Origin of the sequence: Serratia plymuthica NBRC 102599 (assembly GCF_001590925.1) — a bacterium.
Taxonomy (GTDB): Bacteria; Pseudomonadota; Gammaproteobacteria; order Enterobacterales; family Enterobacteriaceae; genus Serratia; species Serratia plymuthica.
Genome location: NZ_BCTU01000003.1, coordinates 233,786 through 253,754 on the forward strand (window position 1 = coordinate 233,786; position 19,969 = coordinate 253,754).

General features: G+C 56.8%; 16 protein-coding genes and 1 pseudogene. 14 read left to right on the forward strand and 3 right to left on the reverse strand.

The features are described 5' to 3' along the window. Nucleotides 1–46: 46 nt before the first annotated feature. The 3 genes from proV to proX all read left to right on the forward strand — a co-directional run bounded on the left by proV (nt 47) and on the right by proX (nt 3,443). Nucleotides 47–1,249 (forward strand): glycine betaine/L-proline ABC transporter ATP-binding protein ProV, encoded by a 1,203-nt coding sequence (gene proV, locus SPL01S_RS03085; protein ID WP_062868350.1) that lies wholly within the window; start codon nt 47–49, stop codon nt 1,247–1,249. Next, nucleotides 1,242–2,369, forward strand: coding sequence for a glycine betaine/L-proline ABC transporter permease ProW (gene proW, locus SPL01S_RS03090; RefSeq protein ID WP_063197529.1), 1,128 nt, complete (start codon nt 1,242–1,244; stop codon nt 2,367–2,369). The genes proV and proW overlap by 8 nt, the downstream gene beginning before the upstream one ends. A gap of 72 nt (nt 2,370–2,441) precedes the next feature. After that, nucleotides 2,442–3,443, forward strand: a complete 1,002-nt coding sequence (proX, locus tag SPL01S_RS03095) for a glycine betaine/L-proline ABC transporter substrate-binding protein ProX (protein WP_004953772.1) — start codon at nt 2,442–2,444, stop codon at nt 3,441–3,443. 30 nt (nt 3,444–3,473) lie between these two features. Here proX and SPL01S_RS03100 read toward each other — a convergent pair whose 3' ends face one another. Then, nucleotides 3,474–4,352 carry a LysR family transcriptional regulator gene (locus SPL01S_RS03100; RefSeq protein ID WP_006327484.1) on the reverse strand — a complete coding sequence of 293 codons (879 nt, stop codon included), beginning with the start codon at nt 4,350–4,352 and terminating at the stop codon, nt 3,474–3,476. 104 nt (nt 4,353–4,456) lie between these two features. On the opposite strand from SPL01S_RS03100, the gene SPL01S_RS03105 reads away from it, so the two are divergent. From SPL01S_RS03105 to emrB, 6 genes and pseudogenes are all read left to right on the forward strand, one after another. Further along, nucleotides 4,457–5,656, forward strand: a complete 1,200-nt coding sequence (locus SPL01S_RS03105; protein WP_063197531.1) for an MFS transporter — start codon at nt 4,457–4,459, stop codon at nt 5,654–5,656. A 124-nt stretch (nt 5,657–5,780) separates the two neighbouring features. Next, nucleotides 5,781–5,945: pseudogene (locus tag SPL01S_RS25820) on the forward strand (branched-chain amino acid ABC transporter permease); the annotation flags it as partial. 371 nt (nt 5,946–6,316) lie between these two features. Beyond that, nucleotides 6,317–6,835: a transcriptional repressor MprA gene (gene mprA, locus SPL01S_RS03110; protein ID WP_004953780.1), complete on the forward strand. Its 519-nt coding sequence runs from the start codon at nt 6,317–6,319 to the stop codon at nt 6,833–6,835. A 28-nt stretch (nt 6,836–6,863) separates the two neighbouring features. Beyond that, nucleotides 6,864–8,315, forward strand: coding sequence for an efflux transporter outer membrane subunit (locus tag SPL01S_RS03115; RefSeq protein ID WP_062868355.1), 1,452 nt, complete (start codon nt 6,864–6,866; stop codon nt 8,313–8,315). A gap of 25 nt (nt 8,316–8,340) precedes the next feature. Next, nucleotides 8,341–9,513, forward strand: a complete 1,173-nt coding sequence (gene emrA / locus SPL01S_RS03120; protein WP_063197533.1) for a multidrug efflux MFS transporter periplasmic adaptor subunit EmrA — start codon at nt 8,341–8,343, stop codon at nt 9,511–9,513. Between the two features lie 17 nt (nt 9,514–9,530). Then, on the forward strand, nt 9,531–11,066 hold the full coding sequence (emrB, locus tag SPL01S_RS03125) for a multidrug efflux MFS transporter permease subunit EmrB (RefSeq protein ID WP_004953787.1): 1,536 nt from the start codon (nt 9,531–9,533) through the stop codon (nt 11,064–11,066). A 123-nt stretch (nt 11,067–11,189) separates the two neighbouring features. Here the strand turns inward: emrB and SPL01S_RS03130 are convergent, their stop codons facing one another. Beyond that, complete coding sequence (locus SPL01S_RS03130; RefSeq protein ID WP_006327493.1) at nt 11,190–12,281, reverse strand: tRNA/rRNA methyltransferase; 1,092 nt, start codon at nt 12,279–12,281, stop codon at nt 11,190–11,192. 208 nt (nt 12,282–12,489) lie between these two features. Between SPL01S_RS03130 and trxC the strand changes: the two genes are divergently transcribed. The 5 genes from trxC (at nt 12,490) to SPL01S_RS03155 (ending at nt 18,459) form a co-directional block, all read left to right on the forward strand. Further along, nucleotides 12,490–12,909, forward strand: coding sequence for a thioredoxin TrxC (gene trxC / locus SPL01S_RS03135; protein WP_004953796.1), 420 nt, complete (start codon nt 12,490–12,492; stop codon nt 12,907–12,909). A 242-nt stretch (nt 12,910–13,151) separates the two neighbouring features. Next, on the forward strand, nt 13,152–13,856 hold the full coding sequence (locus tag SPL01S_RS03140; RefSeq protein ID WP_062868356.1) for a tRNA-uridine aminocarboxypropyltransferase: 705 nt from the start codon (nt 13,152–13,154) through the stop codon (nt 13,854–13,856). Between the two features lie 33 nt (nt 13,857–13,889). Continuing rightward, the gene (locus SPL01S_RS03145; protein ID WP_063197536.1) at nt 13,890–16,538 is read left to right on the forward strand and encodes a bifunctional acetate--CoA ligase family protein/GNAT family N-acetyltransferase; all 2,649 of its coding nucleotides are present in this window, start codon (nt 13,890–13,892) and stop codon (nt 16,536–16,538) included. A gap of 153 nt (nt 16,539–16,691) precedes the next feature. Continuing rightward, entirely contained in the window at nt 16,692–18,047 is a 1,356-nt protein-coding gene (gene pssA, locus SPL01S_RS03150) for a CDP-diacylglycerol--serine O-phosphatidyltransferase (protein WP_062868358.1), read from the forward strand. A 79-nt stretch (nt 18,048–18,126) separates the two neighbouring features. Further along, on the forward strand, nt 18,127–18,459 hold the full coding sequence (locus SPL01S_RS03155) for a YfiM family lipoprotein (RefSeq protein WP_062868359.1): 333 nt from the start codon (nt 18,127–18,129) through the stop codon (nt 18,457–18,459). A 1-nt stretch (nt 18,460) separates the two neighbouring features. Here SPL01S_RS03155 and SPL01S_RS03160 read toward each other — a convergent pair whose 3' ends face one another. After that, nucleotides 18,461–19,771 (reverse strand): MFS family transporter, encoded by a 1,311-nt coding sequence (locus tag SPL01S_RS03160; protein ID WP_062868360.1) that lies wholly within the window; start codon nt 19,769–19,771, stop codon nt 18,461–18,463. Nucleotides 19,772–19,969: the final 198 nt, after the last annotated feature.

Below are 19,969 nucleotides of genomic sequence, written 5' to 3' on the forward strand. Positions count from 1 at the left end.
GACGTTTTTATCGTTTGATAATTCATCAGAGGAAACAGCAAATTGCATGGCAATTAAACTTGAAGTAAAGAACCTGTATAAGATATTTGGTGAGCATCCGGAACGAGCATTCAAACTGATTGAGAAAGGTCTGACAAAAGACCAACTGCTTGAAAAAACCGGATTATCACTCGGCGTGAAAGACGCCTCTCTGGCCATTGAAGAAGGCGAGATATTTGTCATCATGGGGCTTTCCGGTTCGGGAAAATCCACCCTGGTACGCCTTCTCAATCGTCTGATAGAACCCACTCGCGGGCAGGTGCTGATTGACGGTGAGGATATATCGAAAATATCCGACAGTGCGCTACGCACCGTACGCCGAAATAAGATCAGCATGGTGTTCCAATCATTCGCATTAATGCCGCATATGACCGTATTGAATAATACCGCCTTCGGCATGGAATTAGCCGGAATACCGCCACAGGAGCGTCAGGAAAAAGCCCTGGATGCCCTGCGACAAGTCGGCCTGGAGAATTATGCGCATTCTTATCCCGATGAGCTTTCCGGTGGGATGCGCCAGCGTGTGGGATTAGCCCGCGCCATGGCGAATAATCCGGACATATTATTGATGGATGAAGCCTTCTCGGCGCTAGACCCCTTAATCCGCACCGAAATGCAAGATGAGCTGGTCAAATTACAGGCCCGGCATCAGCGCACTATCGTGTTTATTTCCCACGATTTGGATGAAGCGATGCGTATTGGCGATCGCATTGCGATTATGCAAGGCGGCGAGGTGATACAGGTCGGTACACCGGAGGAAATATTAAATAATCCGGCCAACGATTATGTCCGCACCTTCTTCCGTGGCGTGGATATCAGCCATGTGTTCAGCGCGAAGGATATCGCCAAACGCCGCCCGGTGGCCCTGATTCGTAAAACCCCCGGTTTTGGTCCGCGCTCGGCGTTGCAGCTGCTGCGCGATGAAGACCGTGATTATGGTTATGTTGTTGAACGTGGAAAGAAATTTATCGGCGTGGTGTCGGTAGATTCGCTCAAACAGGCGCTGGCCGCCAACCAGACGCTGGATGACGCCCTGCTGGACGCCCCGGCACCGGTACCGGCGGATATGCCGCTGAGCGAACTGATTTCCCTGGTTGCCCAAGCCCCGTGCGCGGTGCCGGTAGTCTGCGAAGAAAACAACTATATCGGAATTATTTCCAAGGCCATGCTGCTACAGGCCTTGGATAAAGAGGGCCCAGCGAATGAGTGATACAACACAGGATCCATGGGCCACCGCGCCTGCCGACTCCAGCGCCGCACCGGCGACTGATGCCGCCACTTCTGCAGCTCCTGCCGAAAGTGGCGGCGATGCCTGGTCCAGCGCACCGCCACCGGCAACACATGACGCGGCCAATCAGGCCGCTCAGGGTTCTGATTGGCTTAACAGCGCACCGGCCCAGCCGGAGCATTTCAACCTGCTCGATCCGTTCCACAAGGCCTGGGTGCCGTTCGATTCCTGGGTGACTCAAGGCATAGACTGGCTGGTCCTGCACTTCCGCCCGCTGTTTCAGGGGATACGCGTACCGGTCGACTTTATCCTCGGCGGCTTTCAGCAGTTACTGCTCGGCATGCCGGCACCGATCGCCATTCTGGTGTTCTCACTGATCGCCTGGCAGATCTCCAGCCTCAGCATGGGTGCCGCTACCCTAGTGTCCCTGATTGCGATAGGGGCGATTGGCGCCTGGTCGCAGGCCATGGTAACGCTGGCGTTGGTGCTGACCGCTCTGTTCTTTTGCATTGTCATCGGATTGCCGCTAGGCATCTGGCTGGCGCGCAGCAAACATGCCGCCAAGATCATACGCCCCTTGCTCGACGCCATGCAGACCACGCCGGCGTTCGTCTATCTGGTGCCGATCGTCATGCTGTTCGTTATCGGCAACGTGCCGGGGGTGGTGGTCACCATTATCTTCGCGCTGCCGCCGATCGTGCGTCTGACCATTCTCGGCATCAAACAGGTGCCGGAAGATCTGATCGAGGCGGCCGAATCCTTCGGCTCCAGCCCGCGCCAGCTTCTGTTCAAAGTGCAATTGCCGCTGGCGATGCCGACCATTATGGCCGGCGTTAACCAAACCCTGATGCTGGCACTGTCGATGGTGGTTATCGCCTCGATGATCGCCGTCGGCGGTCTGGGCCAAATGGTGCTGCGCGGCATCGGCCGGCTGGATATGGGGCTGGCTGCCGTGGGCGGTGTCGGCATCGTGATCCTGGCGATTATTCTCGATCGTCTCACCCAATCGCTGGGGCGCGATCGCCGCAGCAAAGGCATGGGCCGCTGGTACGCTCACGGCCCGATCGGGCTGCTTACCCGCCCCTTCATCAAAAAGCCCTGAGGATATTTTCCCGCTGCGGCGTTCGGCCCTGGCGGGTTATAGCACCACAACATCAAAAACAGAGGAAAAACTATGCGCACTACAGGAATCTGGGCGGTTGCCCTTACGACACTGATTGGCTCGCAGGCAGTTTTCGCCGCTGACTTACCGGGAAAAGGCGTAACGGTACAGCCGCTACAGAGCACCATTTCTGAAGAAACCTTCCAGACGCAGTTGGTCAGCAAGGCGCTGGAAAAGCTCGGTTATGACGTCAAAGACACCCGCGAAGTGGATTATAACGTCGCCTACACCTCCATCGCCTCCGGCGACGCCACTTTCCTCGCGGTGAACTGGGATCCGCTGCACGCCGATCAGTACAAGGCCGCAGGTGGCGACGCCAAATTCTACCGCGAAGGGGTGTACGTCAACGGCGCGGCACAGGGTTACCTGATCGACAAGAAAACCGCCGATAAATACCACATCACCAACGTAGAGCAATTGAAAGATCCCAAGATCGCCAAGTTGTTTGACACCAACGGCGACGGCAAGGCGGATCTGACCGGCTGTACGCCGGGTTGGGGTTGCGAGGCGGTGATTAACCACCATATCGAGGCCTATGGCCTGAGCAAAACCGTCGAGCACAACCAGGGCAACTACGCGGCGATGATCGCCGATACCATTACCCGCTACAAAGAAGGCAAACCGATACTCTACTACACCTGGACACCGTACTGGGTAAGCGACGTGTTGGTGCCGGGGCGCGACGTGGTCTGGCTGCAGGTGCCGTTCTCTTCCCTGCCGGGCGAGCAGAAAAATGTGGATACCAAGCTGCCGAACGGTGCCAACTATGGTTTCCCGGTGAACACCATGCGTATCGCCGCCAACAAAAAGTGGGCCGAAGCCAACCCGGCGGCCGCCAAATTGTTCGCCATTATGAAACTGCCGATTGCCGACGTGAATGCGCAGAATCTGCGTATGCATGAAGGCCAGGCGTCCGACGCCGATATCCAAAACCATGTTAACGGCTGGATCAAGGCGCACCAGGCGACCTTCGACGGTTGGGTGAAAACCGCCGCGGAAGCCGCGAAGAAATAACCCCCTGCGGGGCGCAGGTCACTGCGCCCCCTATTGCGTCAGTTCAATCCCGCTGAATTGCAAAAAGCGTTCGGCGGTCCTCGATAGCTGCTGCGGCCATACGCAATACACCTGCCGCCGTGGGCCATCTTCAATCGGGATAGACACCAGCGCGCTCAGGCGCTGCGCCGTCGAGATCGGCACAATGCCCGCCGCCAACCCCCGCTGCACCAGATTCTCCAGCCATTCGATATGATCGATTTCAAAACTGATATGCCGTTTGATGCCCGCCGCCTGAAACGCGCGATCGGTCTGGCGCCGGGCGCCGGTACCGCTGTAAAAATCCACCAGCGGCACTTCCGACAGGGTTTGCAGATTGACCCGCTGGCGGCTGGCTAAGGGGTGCTGCGCCGCCACCAGCGCCACCAGGGGCTCGTCGGTCAACTGACGATGGGATACCGGCAGCATATCGATATCTCCCGGCCAGATCCCGACAAACGCCACGTCGGTCTTCTGTTGGCGAACATCCTCAAGCAGTTCCTCACTCATGCCCACATACAACCTGATGTTAACCGCCGGATAGTGGCGATGAAACTTGCTCAGTTTTTCGGTCAGATCAATCGCGTTTATGGTGGAGATGGTCCCGATGGTCAAGGTACCGGAAATCGTCCCGTTGGCTGCCACCACCTCTTCCACCAGCGATTGTTTGGCCGCCAGCAGCCGTTGCGCGGGCAGAATAAACGCCTGTCCGGCGCTGGTCAGCCTGACCCGGCGTGAGGTGCGCTCAAACAATGCGCAGCCCAGCTCTTCCTCCAGTTTGGCGATCTGATGGCTGAGTGCCGACTGCACCGTGTGACAGCGTTGCGCCGCACGGGTAAAACTCTGCTCTTCGGCTACCGCCAGTGCAAAGCGGATCTGTTTCAGGTTCATGGCATCTATCGCAAAAAGAGATTAATCAAATGAAAATTATACATTGGTTTCGCATACTGTCCTGCCCGATACTGCGCATCACTTCTTCTTGTGATTAAGCCTTTATGAGCCAACAAAATCCCCATCCGGGCCTCAGCCCAGCGCTGATTGCCCTGATCGCCATCGCCACCGGTCTGGCCGTCGCCAGTAATTATTATGCGCAGCCGCTACTGGAAACCATTGCCAAGAACTTTGCGCTGTCGGTCAATCAGGCCGGTTTTATCGTTACCGCCGCTCAGTTGGGTTACGCCGCTGGCTTGCTGCTGCTGGTCCCGCTCGGCGACATGTTCGAACGGCGTGGGCTAATCGTCTTCATGACGCTGCTGGCGGCCGGCGGCATGTTGATCACCGCCAGTTCAACCACCTTGCCGGTGATGATCCTCGGTACCGCGCTTACCGGGCTGTTCTCGGTGGTGGCGCAGATCCTGGTGCCGCTGGCCGCCACCCTGGCGCATCCGGAAAAACGCGGCAAAACCGTCGGCATCATCATGAGCGGCCTGCTGCTCGGCATTTTGCTGGCGCGCACCGTGGCCGGGGCGCTGGCGTCGATCGGCGGCTGGCGTACCATTTACTGGGTAGCCAGCGGGCTGATGATCCTGATGGCACTGATCCTGTGGCGCGCACTGCCGCGTTACAAACTGCATTCCGGCCTGAATTACCCTCAGTTGCTGAAATCAATCTTCACCCTGTTTTACGGCACGCCGCTGCTGCGTACCCGCGCCGCGATTGGCGCGCTGTCATTCGCCAATTTCAGCGTGCTGTGGACTTCGATGGCCTTCCTGCTGGCGGCGCCGCCTTTTGGTTATTCCGAAGGGGTGATAGGCCTGTTCGGCCTGGTGGGCGCCGCCGGTGCGCTGGCCGCCTCCCGCGCCGGGCATCTGGCGGACAAGGGTAAAGCCGGTTTAACCACGACTCTGGGCCTGGTGCTGCTGCTGCTATCGTGGATACCCATCGCTTTCGCTACGCAATCGCTGTGGGCGCTGATCGTCGGCATTCTGATCCTCGATCTTGCAGTGCAAGCCGTGCACGTCACCAATCAGAGCGTGATGTACCGCATTATGCCGGAAGCGCGCAACCGCCTGACCGCCGGCTATATGACCAGCTATTTTATCGGCGGTGCGCTCGGTTCTCTGTTATCCGCCTCGGCCTATCAGCACGCTGGGTGGTCTGGTGTCGCCGCCACGGGAGGCGTTTTGTGCGTGCTGAATCTGCTGATCTGGTGGCGCGGCAAGCGTCATGACCCGCAGGGACCAGCGGCAATCTGATTAGCACGCGAATAATCATATTGGAAATTTATTAGCGTCGCAGGGTATAAACGTTACTCACTCTCTGGTAATGTTCTGGGCATGAACTATTGATGTCCTATATACCCTGCGATCAGAATACAAAATGCAAAGCCAAACTGCAGAAAACGACAATGCCCTCACCGGCAGAACGCCTTTCATCAACGGCATCGTCGAGAGTTTGCCGGTCGTCATCGGCTCTATGCCAGTGGCCTTTGCTTTTGGTCTGAGCGCCGTCAAGCCGGGATCCTCCCCGCTTGAGAACCTTTTCTTGCCTAACCCCTGTGGCCGCCAACCAGTCTGCGATTACCGCCCCCGTAGTCTCGCATCAACCGATCAGGTCGTGGCAAGTACTGGCCGGTTTTATCGCGCTGGATCCAGGCTTTATCGCAGCAAAAGCATCATTTTTCCCATACAAATCAGTACGGCAACCCTTGGTTTAACATTAAAATTACTTATGATTTTCAGCCGAAGTAACCTGTAATTTCGTGAGACACATCACACGGAAGCTTTTTTCGGGCATAGGTCGTTTACAAAAAGCTGACAAATGACACGAATAGCTAAATTATTCACTCTGCTGAACATTTACATTATTAATCACTATCGTTACTATCTCGAACGAAATTAATGAGGCCCTAAATTATGGAAAGCTCGTTTACTCCCATTGAACAAATGCTTAATTTTCGCGCAAAACGTCAGAAGGATTTTCCTTATCAGGAAATTCTGCTGACCCGGCTGTGTATGCACATGCAAGGTAAGCTGCTGGAAAATCGCAATAAAATGCTCAAGGCACAAGGGATTAACGAAACATTGTTTATGGCGCTGATTACCCTGGATGCTCAGGAAAATCACAGCATTCAGCCTTCTGAGCTAAGCTCTGCACTGGGTTCTTCGCGCACCAATGCTACGCGCATTGCCGATGAGCTGGAAAAACGCGGCTGGATTGAGCGTCGTGAAAGCGACCATGACCGCCGCTGCCTGCATCTGCATATGACGCCGCAGGGCGAAGAGTTTCTCAGTCAACTGCTGCCACCGCAGCACAAATGTCTGCATTTCCTGTGGTCCACGCTGGACAATGATGAACAGCAACAGCTTGAAAAGCTGACGCGCAAACTATTGGCACGTCTGGATCAAATGGAAATCACAGAACAGTTATCCTAATTCACAATTTCTGTTCAGGTACTTACTTATGCGATCCCCATTTAACTGGAGGTTCACCCCGCTGTTCGCGGTATTACTGCTGGCCGGGTGTGCATCTACCGATAATATTGCCCCGCAATCCACGCTGATGGACTCGCAGAGCCTGCAGCTGTCGCAACCCAAGGTCAGCTCGCTGAACGTCAGCCCGCAGTGGTGGCGTGCGCTTAACGATCCACAGCTCGATGCCCTGATGACCCGAACGCTGCAAAGCTCGCCGACGCTGCGCCAGGCCGCGGCCCGCGTGCGTGAAGCGCAGAGCGTCATGGGCCAAGCCAATGCCGCCAACGGCCCGAACCTGGATCTGAACGCCAGCACCAATCGCCAGAAAGTCCCGCAAAACGTCAATATGGGGCTGGGGTATCCGCATAAACCCATCTACGAAAGCTCCAACTCGCTGGGGCTGAATCTGGCCTATGAATTTGACTGGTGGGGCAAGTACCGCAACCAGGTCAACGCCGCCAAGGCCCAGGTCGATGCGGCTCGTGCCGAGCAGGAACAGGCTGCGTTGACGTTGACCAGCTCGGTGGCTTCCTCCTATTACCAGCTGCAGAGCAATTTCGCGCAGGAAAAACTGCTGCAACAGGAAGTTGACAACAACCAAAGCCTGACGGAACTACGCCAGCGGCAATATAAAGCCGGTATCACCGGCATTGATATTCCGCAACAAACCCAGGCACAGGCCGACAGCGCCAAGCAACAGATCCTCCAGTTGCAATCGCAGATTGAACAGCTGAAACACCAGTTGGCGGCCCTCGCCGGCCAAGGCCCGAGCGCCATGCAAAATCTGCATCCGGTAGCGCTGCCCGCCAATACGCTGATGGCGCCAAAAGGCGAACTGACCGCCGATCTGCTGGGCAAACGCCCGGACATCGCCGCCCAGCGTCAACTGGTGGAGTCCTACAACCAGCGCGTCAGTGCCGCGCGTAAAGAATTTTACCCCAGCCTGACCATTTCGGCCTTTGCCGGTCTGACCACGACCAATACCCCCGGCACCAGCCCGAATCTGTTTGAAGCGGCCAGCCAGGCCTGGAACGTGATGCCTGCGATTTCGCTGCCGATCTTCCACGCCGGCGCACTGCGCAGCAAGTTGGGTGAGGAATCCGCGCTGTATGACGAAGCGGTGGAATCCTATAACCAAACCATCCTGAATGCCGTGCAGGAAACCGCCGATGCCATCACCGTCCAGCAAAGTACTGCGCAACAGCAGTTGCAGGCGGCATCCGCGTCCCAATCGATGCAGCAGGTGTACCGAGTCGCAAACGCACGATACCAGGCAGGGATTATCGGGCGCGACGAACTGTTGACCAGCCAGACGCAGCTCTTGCAGCAGCAACAGGCGGAACTGACAGCCAGCAGCAATTTGTTGCAGGCGAAGATAGGACTGATCCGCGCATTGGGCGGTGGCTATCAAGCCCCGGCCGTAGCGGATTCAAAAGCATAATAAAATAGAGAGCTTGGAGAACACCATGAGCGCAAGCGCGGAGACTCAAAACCCGCAGCAGCCGAGCGGCAAAAAGAAGCAGCGCAAGTTTTGGCTGCTGTTGCTGACGGTTATTTTCATTGTTATTGGGGTGGCTTATTTAGTGTATTGGTTCCTGGTACTGCGTCATCATCAGGAAACCGATGATGCCTATGTATCCGGCAACCAGGTGCAGATCATGGCGCAGGTGAACGGCAGCGTAAACAGCGTCAATTTCGATAACACCGACTATGTCAGACAAGGTGATGTCCTGCTGACGCTCGATCCGACCGATGCCGAGCAGGCGTTGGAACGCGCCAGGACCAGTCTGGCCAACAGCGTGCGCCAAACCCACCAGCTGATCATCAACAGCAAGCAGTATCAGGCCAATATTGCCCTGCGCAAATCTGACCTGAGCAAGGCGGAGAACGACCTCAAACGCCGCGTGGTGTTGGGCAGCGTTGATGCCATCGGGCGCGAAGAGCTGCAACACGCGCGTGATGCCGTCGACAGCGCCAAAGCGGCGCTGGAAGTGGCGGTACAACAATATAACGCCAATCAGGCGATGGTGCTGGATACTCCGTTGGAGAAACAACCGGCAATTCAGCAGTCCGCCGCGCAGATGCGCGACGCCTGGCTGGCGTTGCAACGGACTAAAATCATCAGCCCGATCACCGGTTATGTTTCCCGTCGCAGCGTACAGGTGGGCGCGCAAATCGCCGCCGGTTCCCCGCTGATGGCGGTGGTTCCTGCCGAGCACATCTGGGTTGACGCCAACTTCAAAGAAACCCAGATCGCCAATATGCGCATCGGCCAGTCGGCAACCGTAGTCAGTGACATTTACGGCGACGACGTGGTGTACACCGGCAAAGTCGTCGGCATCGATATGGGCACCGGCAGCGCGTTCTCGCTGTTGCCTGCACAGAACGCCACCGGTAACTGGATCAAAGTGGTTCAGCGTCTGCCGGTGCGTATTGAGCTGGATGCCAAACAGATTGCCGACCATCCGCTGCGCATTGGTCTGTCGACACAGGTGAAAGTGGACACCACCAATCTGGACGGCCGCGTGCTGTCTGACGTGGTGCGTGACAAGCCGCTGTACCAGACCAACGCGCTGGCGTTGAATCTGGCGCCGGTTGATCAGATGATCGCCGACGTGATCCATGCGAATGCCGGCTAAGCGCGCAGGAGGCTACCTTGGCACAGAAACCGCTTGAAGGCGCACAGTTAGCCTGGATGACGGTCGCGCTCGCCATGGCGACCTTCATGCAGGTACTGGACTCGACCATCGCCAACGTGGCGATCCCGACCATCGCCGGTAACCTCGGGTCCTCCAACTCACAGGGAACCTGGGTGATCACCTCGTTTGGGGTGGCGAACGCCATCTCCATTCCGATCACCGGCTGGTTGGCCAAGCGCATCGGTGAAGTGCGCCTGTTCCTCTGGTCCACCGCGCTGTTCGCCCTCGCCTCCTGGCTGTGCGGCATTTCCAACAGCCTGGGCATGCTGATCTTCTTCCGCGTGATCCAGGGGTTGGTGGCAGGACCGTTGATCCCGCTGTCGCAAAGCCTGTTGCTGAATAATTATCCCCCCGCCAAGCGATCAATGGCCCTGGCGCTCTGGTCGATGACGGTGATCGTGGCGCCGATCTTCGGGCCGATCCTCGGCGGGTATATCAGTGACAACTATCACTGGGGCTGGATCTTCTTCATCAACATTCCGATTGGTCTGTTCGTGATCCTGGTGGCGATGGCGACGCTGAAAGGCAGAGAAACCAAAACCGAGATCAAACCGATCGACACCGTCGGTCTGGTGTTGCTGATTGTCGGGATCGGTTCGTTGCAGGTGATGCTCGATCAGGGTAAAGAGCTGGACTGGTTCAACTCGACGGAGATTATCGTACTGACGGTAGTCGCCGTGGTGGCGTTGCTGTTCCTGGTGGTGTGGGAACTGACGGATGACCACCCGGTGGTGGATTTGTCGCTGTTCAAATCGCGCAACTTCACCATCGGCTGCCTGTGCATCAGCCTGGCCTACATGCTGTATTTTGGCTCTATCGTGCTGTTGCCGCAACTGTTGCAGGAGGTCTATGGCTATACCGCCACCTGGGCCGGCCTGGCTTCGGCACCTATCGGGCTGTTACCTGTGTTGCTGTCACCGATTATCGGTAAGTTCGGCAATCGGCTGGATATGCGGCGGCTGGTGACCTTCAGCTTCATTATGTATGCCGTGTGCTTCTATTGGCGCGCCTATACATTTGAGCCGGGAATGGATTTTGGCGCTTCGGCCTGGCCGCAGTTTGTCCAGGGCTTCGCCATCGCCTGCTTCTTTATGCCATTGATCACCATTACGCTGTCCGGCCTGCCGCCGGAGCGCATGGCGGCGGCATCGAGCCTGTCGAACTTTACCCGTACGCTGGCAGGTTCAATCGGCACCTCGATTACCACCACGCTGTGGACCCAGCGCGAGTCGCAGCACCACTCGCAACTGGCGGAGTTTGTAAACCCTTACAACCCGCAGTCGCAGGAGATGTACCGACAGCTGGAACAGGTTGGCATGAGCAAACAGCAAGCCTCGGCCTACATTGCCAACGAGATCACCGCACAGGGGCTGATTATCTCTGCCAACGAGATATTCTGGCTGGCGGCGGGGGTGTTCCTGATCCTGCTGGCGTTGGTCTGGGTGGCGAAACCGCCATTCAGCTCCGGCGGCGGGGGCGGCGGCGCTCACTGAATCTCACCCAACAAAACGGGCGCCCTTCTGAGGCGCCCGTTCTTTATATTTCCGATGATACCCAGCGAATGGCAAGTTGCCGCCCATAGCACAGCGGCTTCAAAGGTTCCGGGTTTCTAACCGTTACGCCTGATTCTGACGCCACCAATCGGCCAGCAAAATGCCGGTCGCGACCGATACGTTCAGGCTTTCCACCTTGCCGGTACCGCCGATAGACACGCTCATATCACCCTGCTGCCACGCGCTGTCGCTCAGACCGTCACGTTCCTGGCCCAGCACCAGCACCATTTTGGACGGCAGCTTGGCCTGCGCCAACGGCGTGCCTTTGTGGCTTGAGGTGGTGACGATGGTGTAACCCGCTTTGCGGAAGGTATCCAGCACCGACAGGAAATCATCGGCGTTAATCGCTTTGATGTGTTCCGCGCCGCCTTCAGCAGTACGCACCGCCGCACCGGATTCCAGCACCGCCGGATCCTGCAACAGCACACCGTTCACGCCAAAGTGGGCGCAAGAACGGACGATAGCGCCCAGGTTGTGCGGGTTGCCCACTTCTTCCAGCGCCAGCACGCAATCTTTCGCCGGAGCTTCTTTCAGATAGGTTTGCGCATCCAGACCCTGACGCTTTTTGATCAGGAAACACACGCCGCCGTGGTGTTCGGTGCCGGACGCTTTCGCCAGCTCTTCTTCATCCACCACGTGGTAGGCTTTGCGGTTAGCCGCCATCCAGCGCAGCGCTTCACGGAAACGCGGTGTAACGGACTGCACGAACCAGGCGCGGACAATGGCGTCCGGACGGCTGGCGAACAGCGCCTGACAGGCATTCTCACCGTAGACGCGGGTTTCTTCCGCACGCTGACGGCGCAACTGCTCTGGATCGATAAAGCTTTTGCCACTGATACCACCGTGATCGAACGCCGGCTCTTCTTCCGGGGCACGTGACACGGTTTTCCACGGCGAATCATAACCGCCACGGTCTTCAGTACGCGCCGGACGGCTAGGACGATCGCTTTCACTGCGGCGAGAATCGGAGCCACGGCGATCATTATTGCCACGCGGCTTGTCCTGACCGGTACGGCCCGAGCGCGCACCGTCAGCCGGACGGCCTTTGCCGGCCGGACGTTTATTCTTGTTACGGTCGTCGCTGCTGCTGTCGTCGTCACTGCGGACGTACATCACTTTAACTTTACCGTTTTTGCCACTAAATGAATCGTTCATTGTCTTCTCCACCAACGCGCAGGGCGCGAAGATTACCTGATGTTGGGGTGCTAAGCCACCTACTTGCGCCAAAAGCTAACAACTATCGTATCCATTGAACAAACCTCTTTGTTCAATGCTCCGTTTTTACCGATAATAACCAGCATTAAAGAAACAACTCCGCAACCTGACTGCGGCGTGGAATGCTTTCCCAGTCTCCGAGGTAAACATGAATACAGTCTGTGCAGCTTGCAATGCCACCAATCGCGTACCTGAAGAACGTGTGACGGACGGCGCGAAATGTGGCCGCTGCGGCCACCCGCTATTTGACGGCGAAGTGATCAACGCCACCGCAGCCACGCTGGACCAATTGCTGCAGGATGACCTGCCGGTAGTGGTCGATTTCTGGGCGCCGTGGTGCGGCCCCTGCGTCAACTTTGCGCCCGTCTTCGAGGACGTTGCCGAAGAACGCGCCGGTAAAGTACGCTTCGTGAAGGTGAACACCGAAGCCGAACCGGAACTGAGCGCCCGCTTCCGTATCCGCAGCATTCCGACCATCATGCTGTTCCGTGAAGGCAAAATGGTCGACATGCTCAACGGCGCGATGCCGAAAACGCCGTTCGATAACTGGCTCAATGAACTAGTTTAACGCAGAAAGTATATACCCGTCGCCTTTCAAGCTGCAGCGTTGTTACCTGCACTCACTCACCCCAGTCACTTACCTAAGTAAGCTCCTGGGGTGAGTGAGCTGGGCGCCTGGCTGCAACTTGAAATCCATAGGGTATAGGCGGTGTTGCCCATTGTGGACGACACCGCCGCCATTCGAACTGGCCCGCGCGCTCCCGCCGGGCTTTTTTCTGCGCTACAATAGCCGTTTTCCCCAGGATATTTATGACTGACAACGCCGTACTCCGCCTGCGCCAATTTCGTCTGGAACGCTCTACCCGCCCTTTTCTGGCGCGCGGTAATCGCGTACCGCGTTGTCAGGGCTGCCTGCTGCCCCATAAAAACTGCCTGTGCGACACCATCCAGCCGCAGCCGGCCGCCAGCCGTTTCTGTTTGATCATGTTTGGCGCGGAGCCGTTGAAACCCAGCAATACCGGCCGCCTGATAGCCGATATCCTGCCGGATACCCAAGCGTTCCTCTGGTCGCGTACCGAGATCGACCCCGAGTTGCTGAAGGCGATTAACGATCCGCAACGCCAGCCTTACGTAGTCTTCCCAGCCTCCTACGCCGCGCCTGAGCGGCCGGTGTTCAGCGAACTGCCGGTCGGTGGCAAACCGCCGCTGTTTATCATGCTCGACGGTACCTGGACCGAGGCGAGCAAGATGTTCCGCAAGAGCCCGTATCTGAACGCATTCCCGGTATTCTCACTCAATGTGACCGCCGCTTCCAATTACCAGCTGCGTGAAGCCAGCCGCACCGAGCAGCACTGCACGGCAGAAGTGGCGGCGGCGCTGTTGCAGCAGGCCGGCGATGCCGCCGCATCTGAAGGTTTGAACCAGCATTTTCGTTATTTCCGTCAACAGTATCTGGCCGGGAAACCTACGCGCCCGGAGGCACCGGTCACAGCAAAGCTGCCGCAAAACGCCTAGAATCAGGGGTAACGTTGCCAAAAGGAGCCGTGCATGAGCCAGCGAGGGTTAGAAGCGCTTTTACGTCCTAAATCGATTGCCGTTCTCGGCGCTTCACAACAGCCCGGCCGCGCCGGTAACCTGATGATGAGCAACCTGCTGGCCGGTGGCTTCAGCGGGCCGGTAATGCCGGTCACTCCTCGCTATAAGGCCGTGTGCGGCGTGATGGCCTACCCTGACGTCGCCAGCCTGCCGCTTACACCCGATTTGGCGATACTCTGCACCCACGCGCAACGCAATCTGGCATTGATTGAAGCCCTGGGCAAACGCGGCTGTAAAGCCGCCATTGTGCTCTCATCCCCACCGGAACAGTTCGCCGAGTTGAAAGCCTGCGCACAACGTTACTCGATGCGTCTGCTTGGGCCAAATAGCCTGGGCCTGCTGGCGCCATGGCAAGGTCTCAACGCCAGCTTCTCTCCGGTGCCGATCCTCAAGGGCAAATTGGCGTTCATTTCTCAGTCCGCCGCCGTCGCCAATACCATTCTCGACTGGGCGCAGCAGCGCGAGGTCGGGTTTTCCTATTTTATCGCGCTGGGTGACAGCCTGGATATTGACGTCGACGACCTGCTGGATTTTCTGGCTCGCGACAGTAAAACCAGCGCCATCTTGCTGTATCTGGAAAACATCAGCGACGCACGCCGCTTTTTGTCTGCCTCGCGCAGCGCTTCGCGCAACAAACCGATACTGGTGATCAAAAGCGGTCGCAGCCAACAGGCCCAACTGCTGCTCAACAGCCAGCAAGGTCTGGACGCAGCTTATGATGCCGCCATCCAGCGAGCGGGTTTGCTGCGCGTTCAGGACACCCACGAACTGTTCTCCGCGGTGGAAACCCTGAGCCACATGCATCCGCTGCGCGGTGAGCGGCTGATGATCGTCAGCAACGGCGCTGCACCGGCAGCGATGGCGTTAGACGAACTGCTAGGCCGCAACGGCAAGCTGGCGCAGTTGGGGGAAGAGAGCCTGGCGCAGCTCGGCGCGGCATTGCCGGAGTTTATTCGCGCCGGTAACCCGATCGATCTGCGCGATGATGCCACGCCGCAACGTTATCTGGCGGCAGTCAAGGCGCTGCTCGACAGCCACGACTACGATGCCCTGTTGCTGATCCACGCCCCAAGTGCGGCGGCACCGGGCACCGCCACCGCCGAACGCATTATCGATGCGGTTCGCCAGCACCCGCGCGGTAAACGCATCACGCTGCTCACCAACTGGTGTGGCGAATACTCGTCGCAAGAAGCCCGACGATTGTTTACCGAGGCCGGTATCCCGACCTACCGCACCCCGGAAGGTGCGGTGACCGCCTTTATGCATATGGTGGAATATCGCCGCAACCAGAAGCAGCTGAAAGAGACGCCGGCGCTCCCGGTCGGCCTGACGGCCAACACCGCCGATGCCCACCGGTTGATCCATCAGGCGTTGGCTGAAGGGGCGACACAGCTCGATACCCACGAAGTGCAATCCATTCTGCAGGCCTATGATCTGACCACCTTGCCCACCTGGATTGCCGAAGACAGCACCGAAGCGGTACACATCGCCGAGCAAATCGGTTATCCGGTGGCGCTGAAACTGCGCTCGCCAGATATTCCTCACAAGTCAGAGGTGCAGGGCGTTATGCTCTACCTGCGCACCGCCACCGAAGTCCAGCGTGCGGCGGACGCTATTCTCGATCGCGTAAAACGTACCTATCCGCAGGCCCGCATTCACGGCCTGCTGGTGCAAAGCATGGCCAACCGTGCCGGAGCGCAAGAGTTGCGCATTGCCGTGGAGCAGGACGCTATTTTTGGCCCTCTAATCATGCTGGGCGAAGGCGGCATTGAATGGCGGCAGGAAAATCAGGTCTCCGTAGCCTTGCCGCCGCTGAATATGGCGCTGGCGCGCTATCTGGTGCTGCAGGCGGTTAAAGGAGGAAAAATCCGTGGGCGCAGCGCACTGCGACCGCTGGATATTCCCGGGCTGAGCCGCCTGTTGGTACAGGTATCCAACCTGATCCTCGACTGCCCTGAAATCACCCGGCTGGACATCCATCCGGTGCTGGCCTCCGGCAGCGAATTCACGCTTCTGGACGTTTCCATGCAAATAGCGCCGTTCGAGGGCGACCCGCAAGCACGGCTGGCGATCCGCCCTTATCCCCATGAGCTGGAAGAAATTATCCGACTGAAAGACGGATCACAATGCCTGTTCCGACCAATCCTGCCGGAAGACGAGCCAACCCTGAAGCACTTTATCGATCGCGTGACCAAGGAAGACCTCTACTACCGCTACTTTAGTGAGATCAATGAGTTTACCCACGACGATTTGGCTAACATGACGCAGATCGACTACGATCGGGAGATGGCTTTTGTCGCCGTGCGCGACGAACAAATTATCGGCGTAACACGTGCGCTTTCCGATCCGGACAATACCGACGCGGAGTTCGCCGTGCTGGTGCGTTCAGATTTGAAAGGGTTAGGTCTCGGCCGCCAATTGCTGGAAAAAATGATCGCCTATGCCCGCGCCCACGGTCTGACCCGCCTGACCGGCATTACCATGCCGAACAACCGCGGTATGATTGCGCTGGCACAACGGCTGGGCTTTGGTATTGATGTGCAACTTGAAGACGGGATCGTCAATTTGACCCTGCCGTTGCAGGCTGACAAAGCGCAGTGACCAGTGTCGCAATGTGCTACGAATCCATCACTTAACGCCAAAACATACGCACAATCGGGACAACTAGTGGTATTATCGCCCGATTATTCGATTTATTGTTTTTACGTATTTGGCGTTCCGGCCATCTAATCATGAGAGAAGAAGCGCACTGTGATGTTGTCAAAATTTAAACGTAGCAAACATCAACAACACCTTGCACAACTGCCAAAACTCCCCCAGACGGTAGCTGACGTACGTACTTTGTACGCACCGTCTGATTACCGCACTACGCTGCTGGAATTGATCGCTAATGCCACCCGACGCATCTATCTGGTCGCTCTGTATCTGGAGCATGACGACGCCGGGCGTGACATTCTCAATGCGCTTTATCAGGCAAAGCAACGGCGTCCGGAGCTGGAGATTTGCATCTTGGTTGACTGGCATCGAGCCCAGCGTGGGCGCATTGGCGCTGCGGCCGCCAATACCAATGCCGACTGGTACTGCTCAATGGCAGACCAGCATCCGGGGCTGCAAGTTCCGATATACGGCGTGCCGGTAAATACCCGTGAAGCCTTGGGAGTGCTGCACCTGAAGGGCTTTGTTATCGACGATACCGTTATTTACAGCGGTGCCAGTATCAATGACGTTTACCTGCATCAGCATGAGAAATACCGTTACGATCGTTATCAGTTGATCACTAATGGCGCGTTGGCCAATGCCCTGATCGATTACATCAAGCAGCACCTGCTGGCCGCTGGCGCGGTACAGCGCCTGGATCGCGACGATCGGCCGAAAAGCCCGGAGATCAAAAACGAAACGCGTTTATTCCGCTTCAGCCTGCGCCGGGCCGGTTATCAGTTCCGCAACACGGCGGGCAACGATGAACTGGCGGTAACGCCGCTGGTTGGGCTCGGCAAACAGAGCGTCCTGAATAAAACCATTCATCATCTGATGTCCTGCGCCGATCAAAAGCTGACGCTGTGTACCCCCTATTTCAACCTGCCAGCGCTGCTGGTGCGCAATATCATCTATCTGCTGCGCGAGGGCAAACAGGTTGAAATCATCGTCGGCGACAAAACGGCCAACGACTTTTACATTCCGGAAGATCAGCCGTTCAAAATTATCGGTGCGCTGCCCTACCTCTACGAAATTAACCTACGACGCTTTCTCAGTCGCCTGCAGCGTTATATCGATACCGGCCAGTTGATCGTGCGCCTGTGGAAAGACGGCGATAACAGCTATCACCTGAAAGGCATGTGGGTAGATGACGAGTGGCAATTGATCACTGGTAACAACCTTAATCCGCGTGCCTGGCGCCTGGATCTGGAGAACGCCATCCTGATCCACGATCCGAAACAAGAGATGCGCGAGCAACGCCACAAAGAGCTGGAGTGTATCCGCACCCATACCACCGTGGTGGGCAACTACCTTGAATTACAAACAATTCAGCAGTATCCGGTCAAAGTGCGCAAACTGATCCGTCGTCTGCGCCGTATCCGTATTGACCGGTTGATTAGCCGTATACTGTAATCCCGCTATAATTCAGCTATCACAGACCCCGGCCAATGCTGGGGTTTTTTGTATGTCATGACAACAGGATGTTTTCATTATGCGCCCATTCTGCCTCTTGCTTATCCTGCCCTTTTTGCTGTTCACCAGCGGTTGCACTCATCTGGCGAACGACAGTTGGACAGGTAAAGATAAGGCGCAGCATTTTGTCGCCTCTGCGGCCTTTGCCGCCGCCGGCGCCGCTTATGGCGATCACCAAAACTGGAATGAGGCCAGAAGCCGCAGCTTCGGCCTGATGTTTTCAATTGGGCTCGGTGCGGCCAAAGAGCTGTATGACAGCCGCGAAGGCGGCACCGGCTGGAGCTGGAAAGATTTTGCCTGGGATGTGGCAGGTGCAGCGACCGGCTATAGTCTGTATCACGCCACTCGATGATTCACAGTTGGACCTCTTTCCCCTTGCGATGCAACTTGAGCGAAACGATCAGTGCCAGCAGGCACATGCCGGAGACATACCAGAAGAAGGCGTTCTCCACACCGAACGATTTCAGCGACAAGGCAACATACTCCGCAGAGCCGCCAAACATTGCGTTTGCTACCGCATAAGACAGCCCTACGCCCAGCGCGCGCACTTCCGGCGGGAACATTTCCGCTTTCAACAGCCCGCTGATCGACGTGTAAAAACTGATGATAAACAACGCCAGAACTATCAATCCGAATGCCGCATAAGGGTTGGACACGCTTTTCAGCGTCATCAGAATAGGTACCGTCATCAGTGTGGCAAACGAAGCGAAGACCAGCATTGAACTACGGCGGCCAATCTTGTCCGAGAACGCACCGACCAGCGGTTGCAATAGCATGTAAATAAACAACGCGGCGGTCATGATGCCGCTGGCCAACTTGGCGTCCATGCCTGAGGTATTCACCAGGTATTTTTGCATATAGGTGGTGAAGGTATAGAAACTTAATGAACCGCCGGCGGTGAAGCCCAGCACCATCAGAAACGCCTTACGGTTTTTCCACAGACCTTTCAACGAACCAGCGTCTTTATGACTCCTGGTTTTCGCATCGGACGTTTCATTCAGTGAACGTCGCAGGTACAGCGCAACCACCGCCAACGCTGCGCCCAGCGCAAATGGAATGCGCCAACCCCAAGCTTTCAGCTCTTCTGTAGAAAGGATTTGCTGCAACGCTACCAGCACCAAGAGCGCCAGTAACTGGCCGCCAATCAGCGTCACGTATTGGAAGGAAGCATAGAACCCGCGCTTTCCCTTGATCGCCACCTCACTCATGTAGGTAGCGCTGGTGCCATATTCTCCCCCCACGGAAAGGCCCTGGAACAACCGAGCTACCAACAGCAACACCGGCGCCCAACTGCCGATCGAATCGTAGGTTGGCAAACAGGCGATCACCAGCGATCCGGCGCACATCATGCAGACCGAAATCAACATCGAATTTTTACGGCCATGTTTATCCGCGATATAACCGAACAGCCAACCGCCAATCGGGCGCATAAAAAAGCCCGCAGCAAAGACGCCGGCGGTCTGCAGCAACTGGGTTGTACTGTTACCGGCGGGGAAGAACGAGGCGGCGAAATAGATCGAACAGAAAGAGTAAACGTAAAAATCGAACCACTCCACCAGGTTTCCCGATGAAGCCCCAACGATAGCGAAAATACGCTGTTTTTTATCCTGAACCGCCAGTTCGGCGGCATCCCCATCCCCAATGACCGAGGTTGTTTCTGTCATGTTGTCTTCTCCGAGCCAGATAAGCAGTGAAGTCGGCGTCCCGCCGTTTAATTATTACTTTATTGTTATGTTTAAGTTAACAATTAAACCTGACCGCAGGCGAAGGATATGTGATGAAACAAGGGGCAAAACGCAGTTTTTGTGATGAATATTAAATAGTGAAATGAAAATAAGAAGAGATTACAGTCTGTTTTCTGC

Coding starts and splice junctions, on each gene's coding strand:
- proX (WP_004953772.1), top strand. CDS start 2,442: ATGCGCACTACAGGAATCTGGGCGGTTGCCCTTACGACACTGATTGGC.
- mprA (WP_004953780.1), top strand. CDS start 6,317: ATGGAAAGCTCGTTTACTCCCATTGAACAAATGCTTAATTTTCGCGCA.
- SPL01S_RS03160 (WP_062868360.1), bottom strand. CDS start 19,771: ATGACAGAAACAACCTCGGTCATTGGGGATGGGGATGCCGCCGAACTG.
- proV (WP_062868350.1), top strand. CDS start 47: ATGGCAATTAAACTTGAAGTAAAGAACCTGTATAAGATATTTGGTGAG.
- trxC (WP_004953796.1), top strand. CDS start 12,490: ATGAATACAGTCTGTGCAGCTTGCAATGCCACCAATCGCGTACCTGAA.
- SPL01S_RS03130 (WP_006327493.1), bottom strand. CDS start 12,281: ATGAACGATTCATTTAGTGGCAAAAACGGTAAAGTTAAAGTGATGTAC.
- SPL01S_RS03145 (WP_063197536.1), top strand. CDS start 13,890: ATGAGCCAGCGAGGGTTAGAAGCGCTTTTACGTCCTAAATCGATTGCC.
- SPL01S_RS03155 (WP_062868359.1), top strand. CDS start 18,127: ATGCGCCCATTCTGCCTCTTGCTTATCCTGCCCTTTTTGCTGTTCACC.
- emrA (WP_063197533.1), top strand. CDS start 8,341: ATGAGCGCAAGCGCGGAGACTCAAAACCCGCAGCAGCCGAGCGGCAAA.
- SPL01S_RS03100 (WP_006327484.1), bottom strand. CDS start 4,352: ATGAACCTGAAACAGATCCGCTTTGCACTGGCGGTAGCCGAAGAGCAG.
- SPL01S_RS03140 (WP_062868356.1), top strand. CDS start 13,152: ATGACTGACAACGCCGTACTCCGCCTGCGCCAATTTCGTCTGGAACGC.
- proW (WP_063197529.1), top strand. CDS start 1,242: ATGAGTGATACAACACAGGATCCATGGGCCACCGCGCCTGCCGACTCC.
- SPL01S_RS03115 (WP_062868355.1), top strand. CDS start 6,864: ATGCGATCCCCATTTAACTGGAGGTTCACCCCGCTGTTCGCGGTATTA.
- SPL01S_RS03105 (WP_063197531.1), top strand. CDS start 4,457: ATGAGCCAACAAAATCCCCATCCGGGCCTCAGCCCAGCGCTGATTGCC.
- pssA (WP_062868358.1), top strand. CDS start 16,692: ATGTTGTCAAAATTTAAACGTAGCAAACATCAACAACACCTTGCACAA.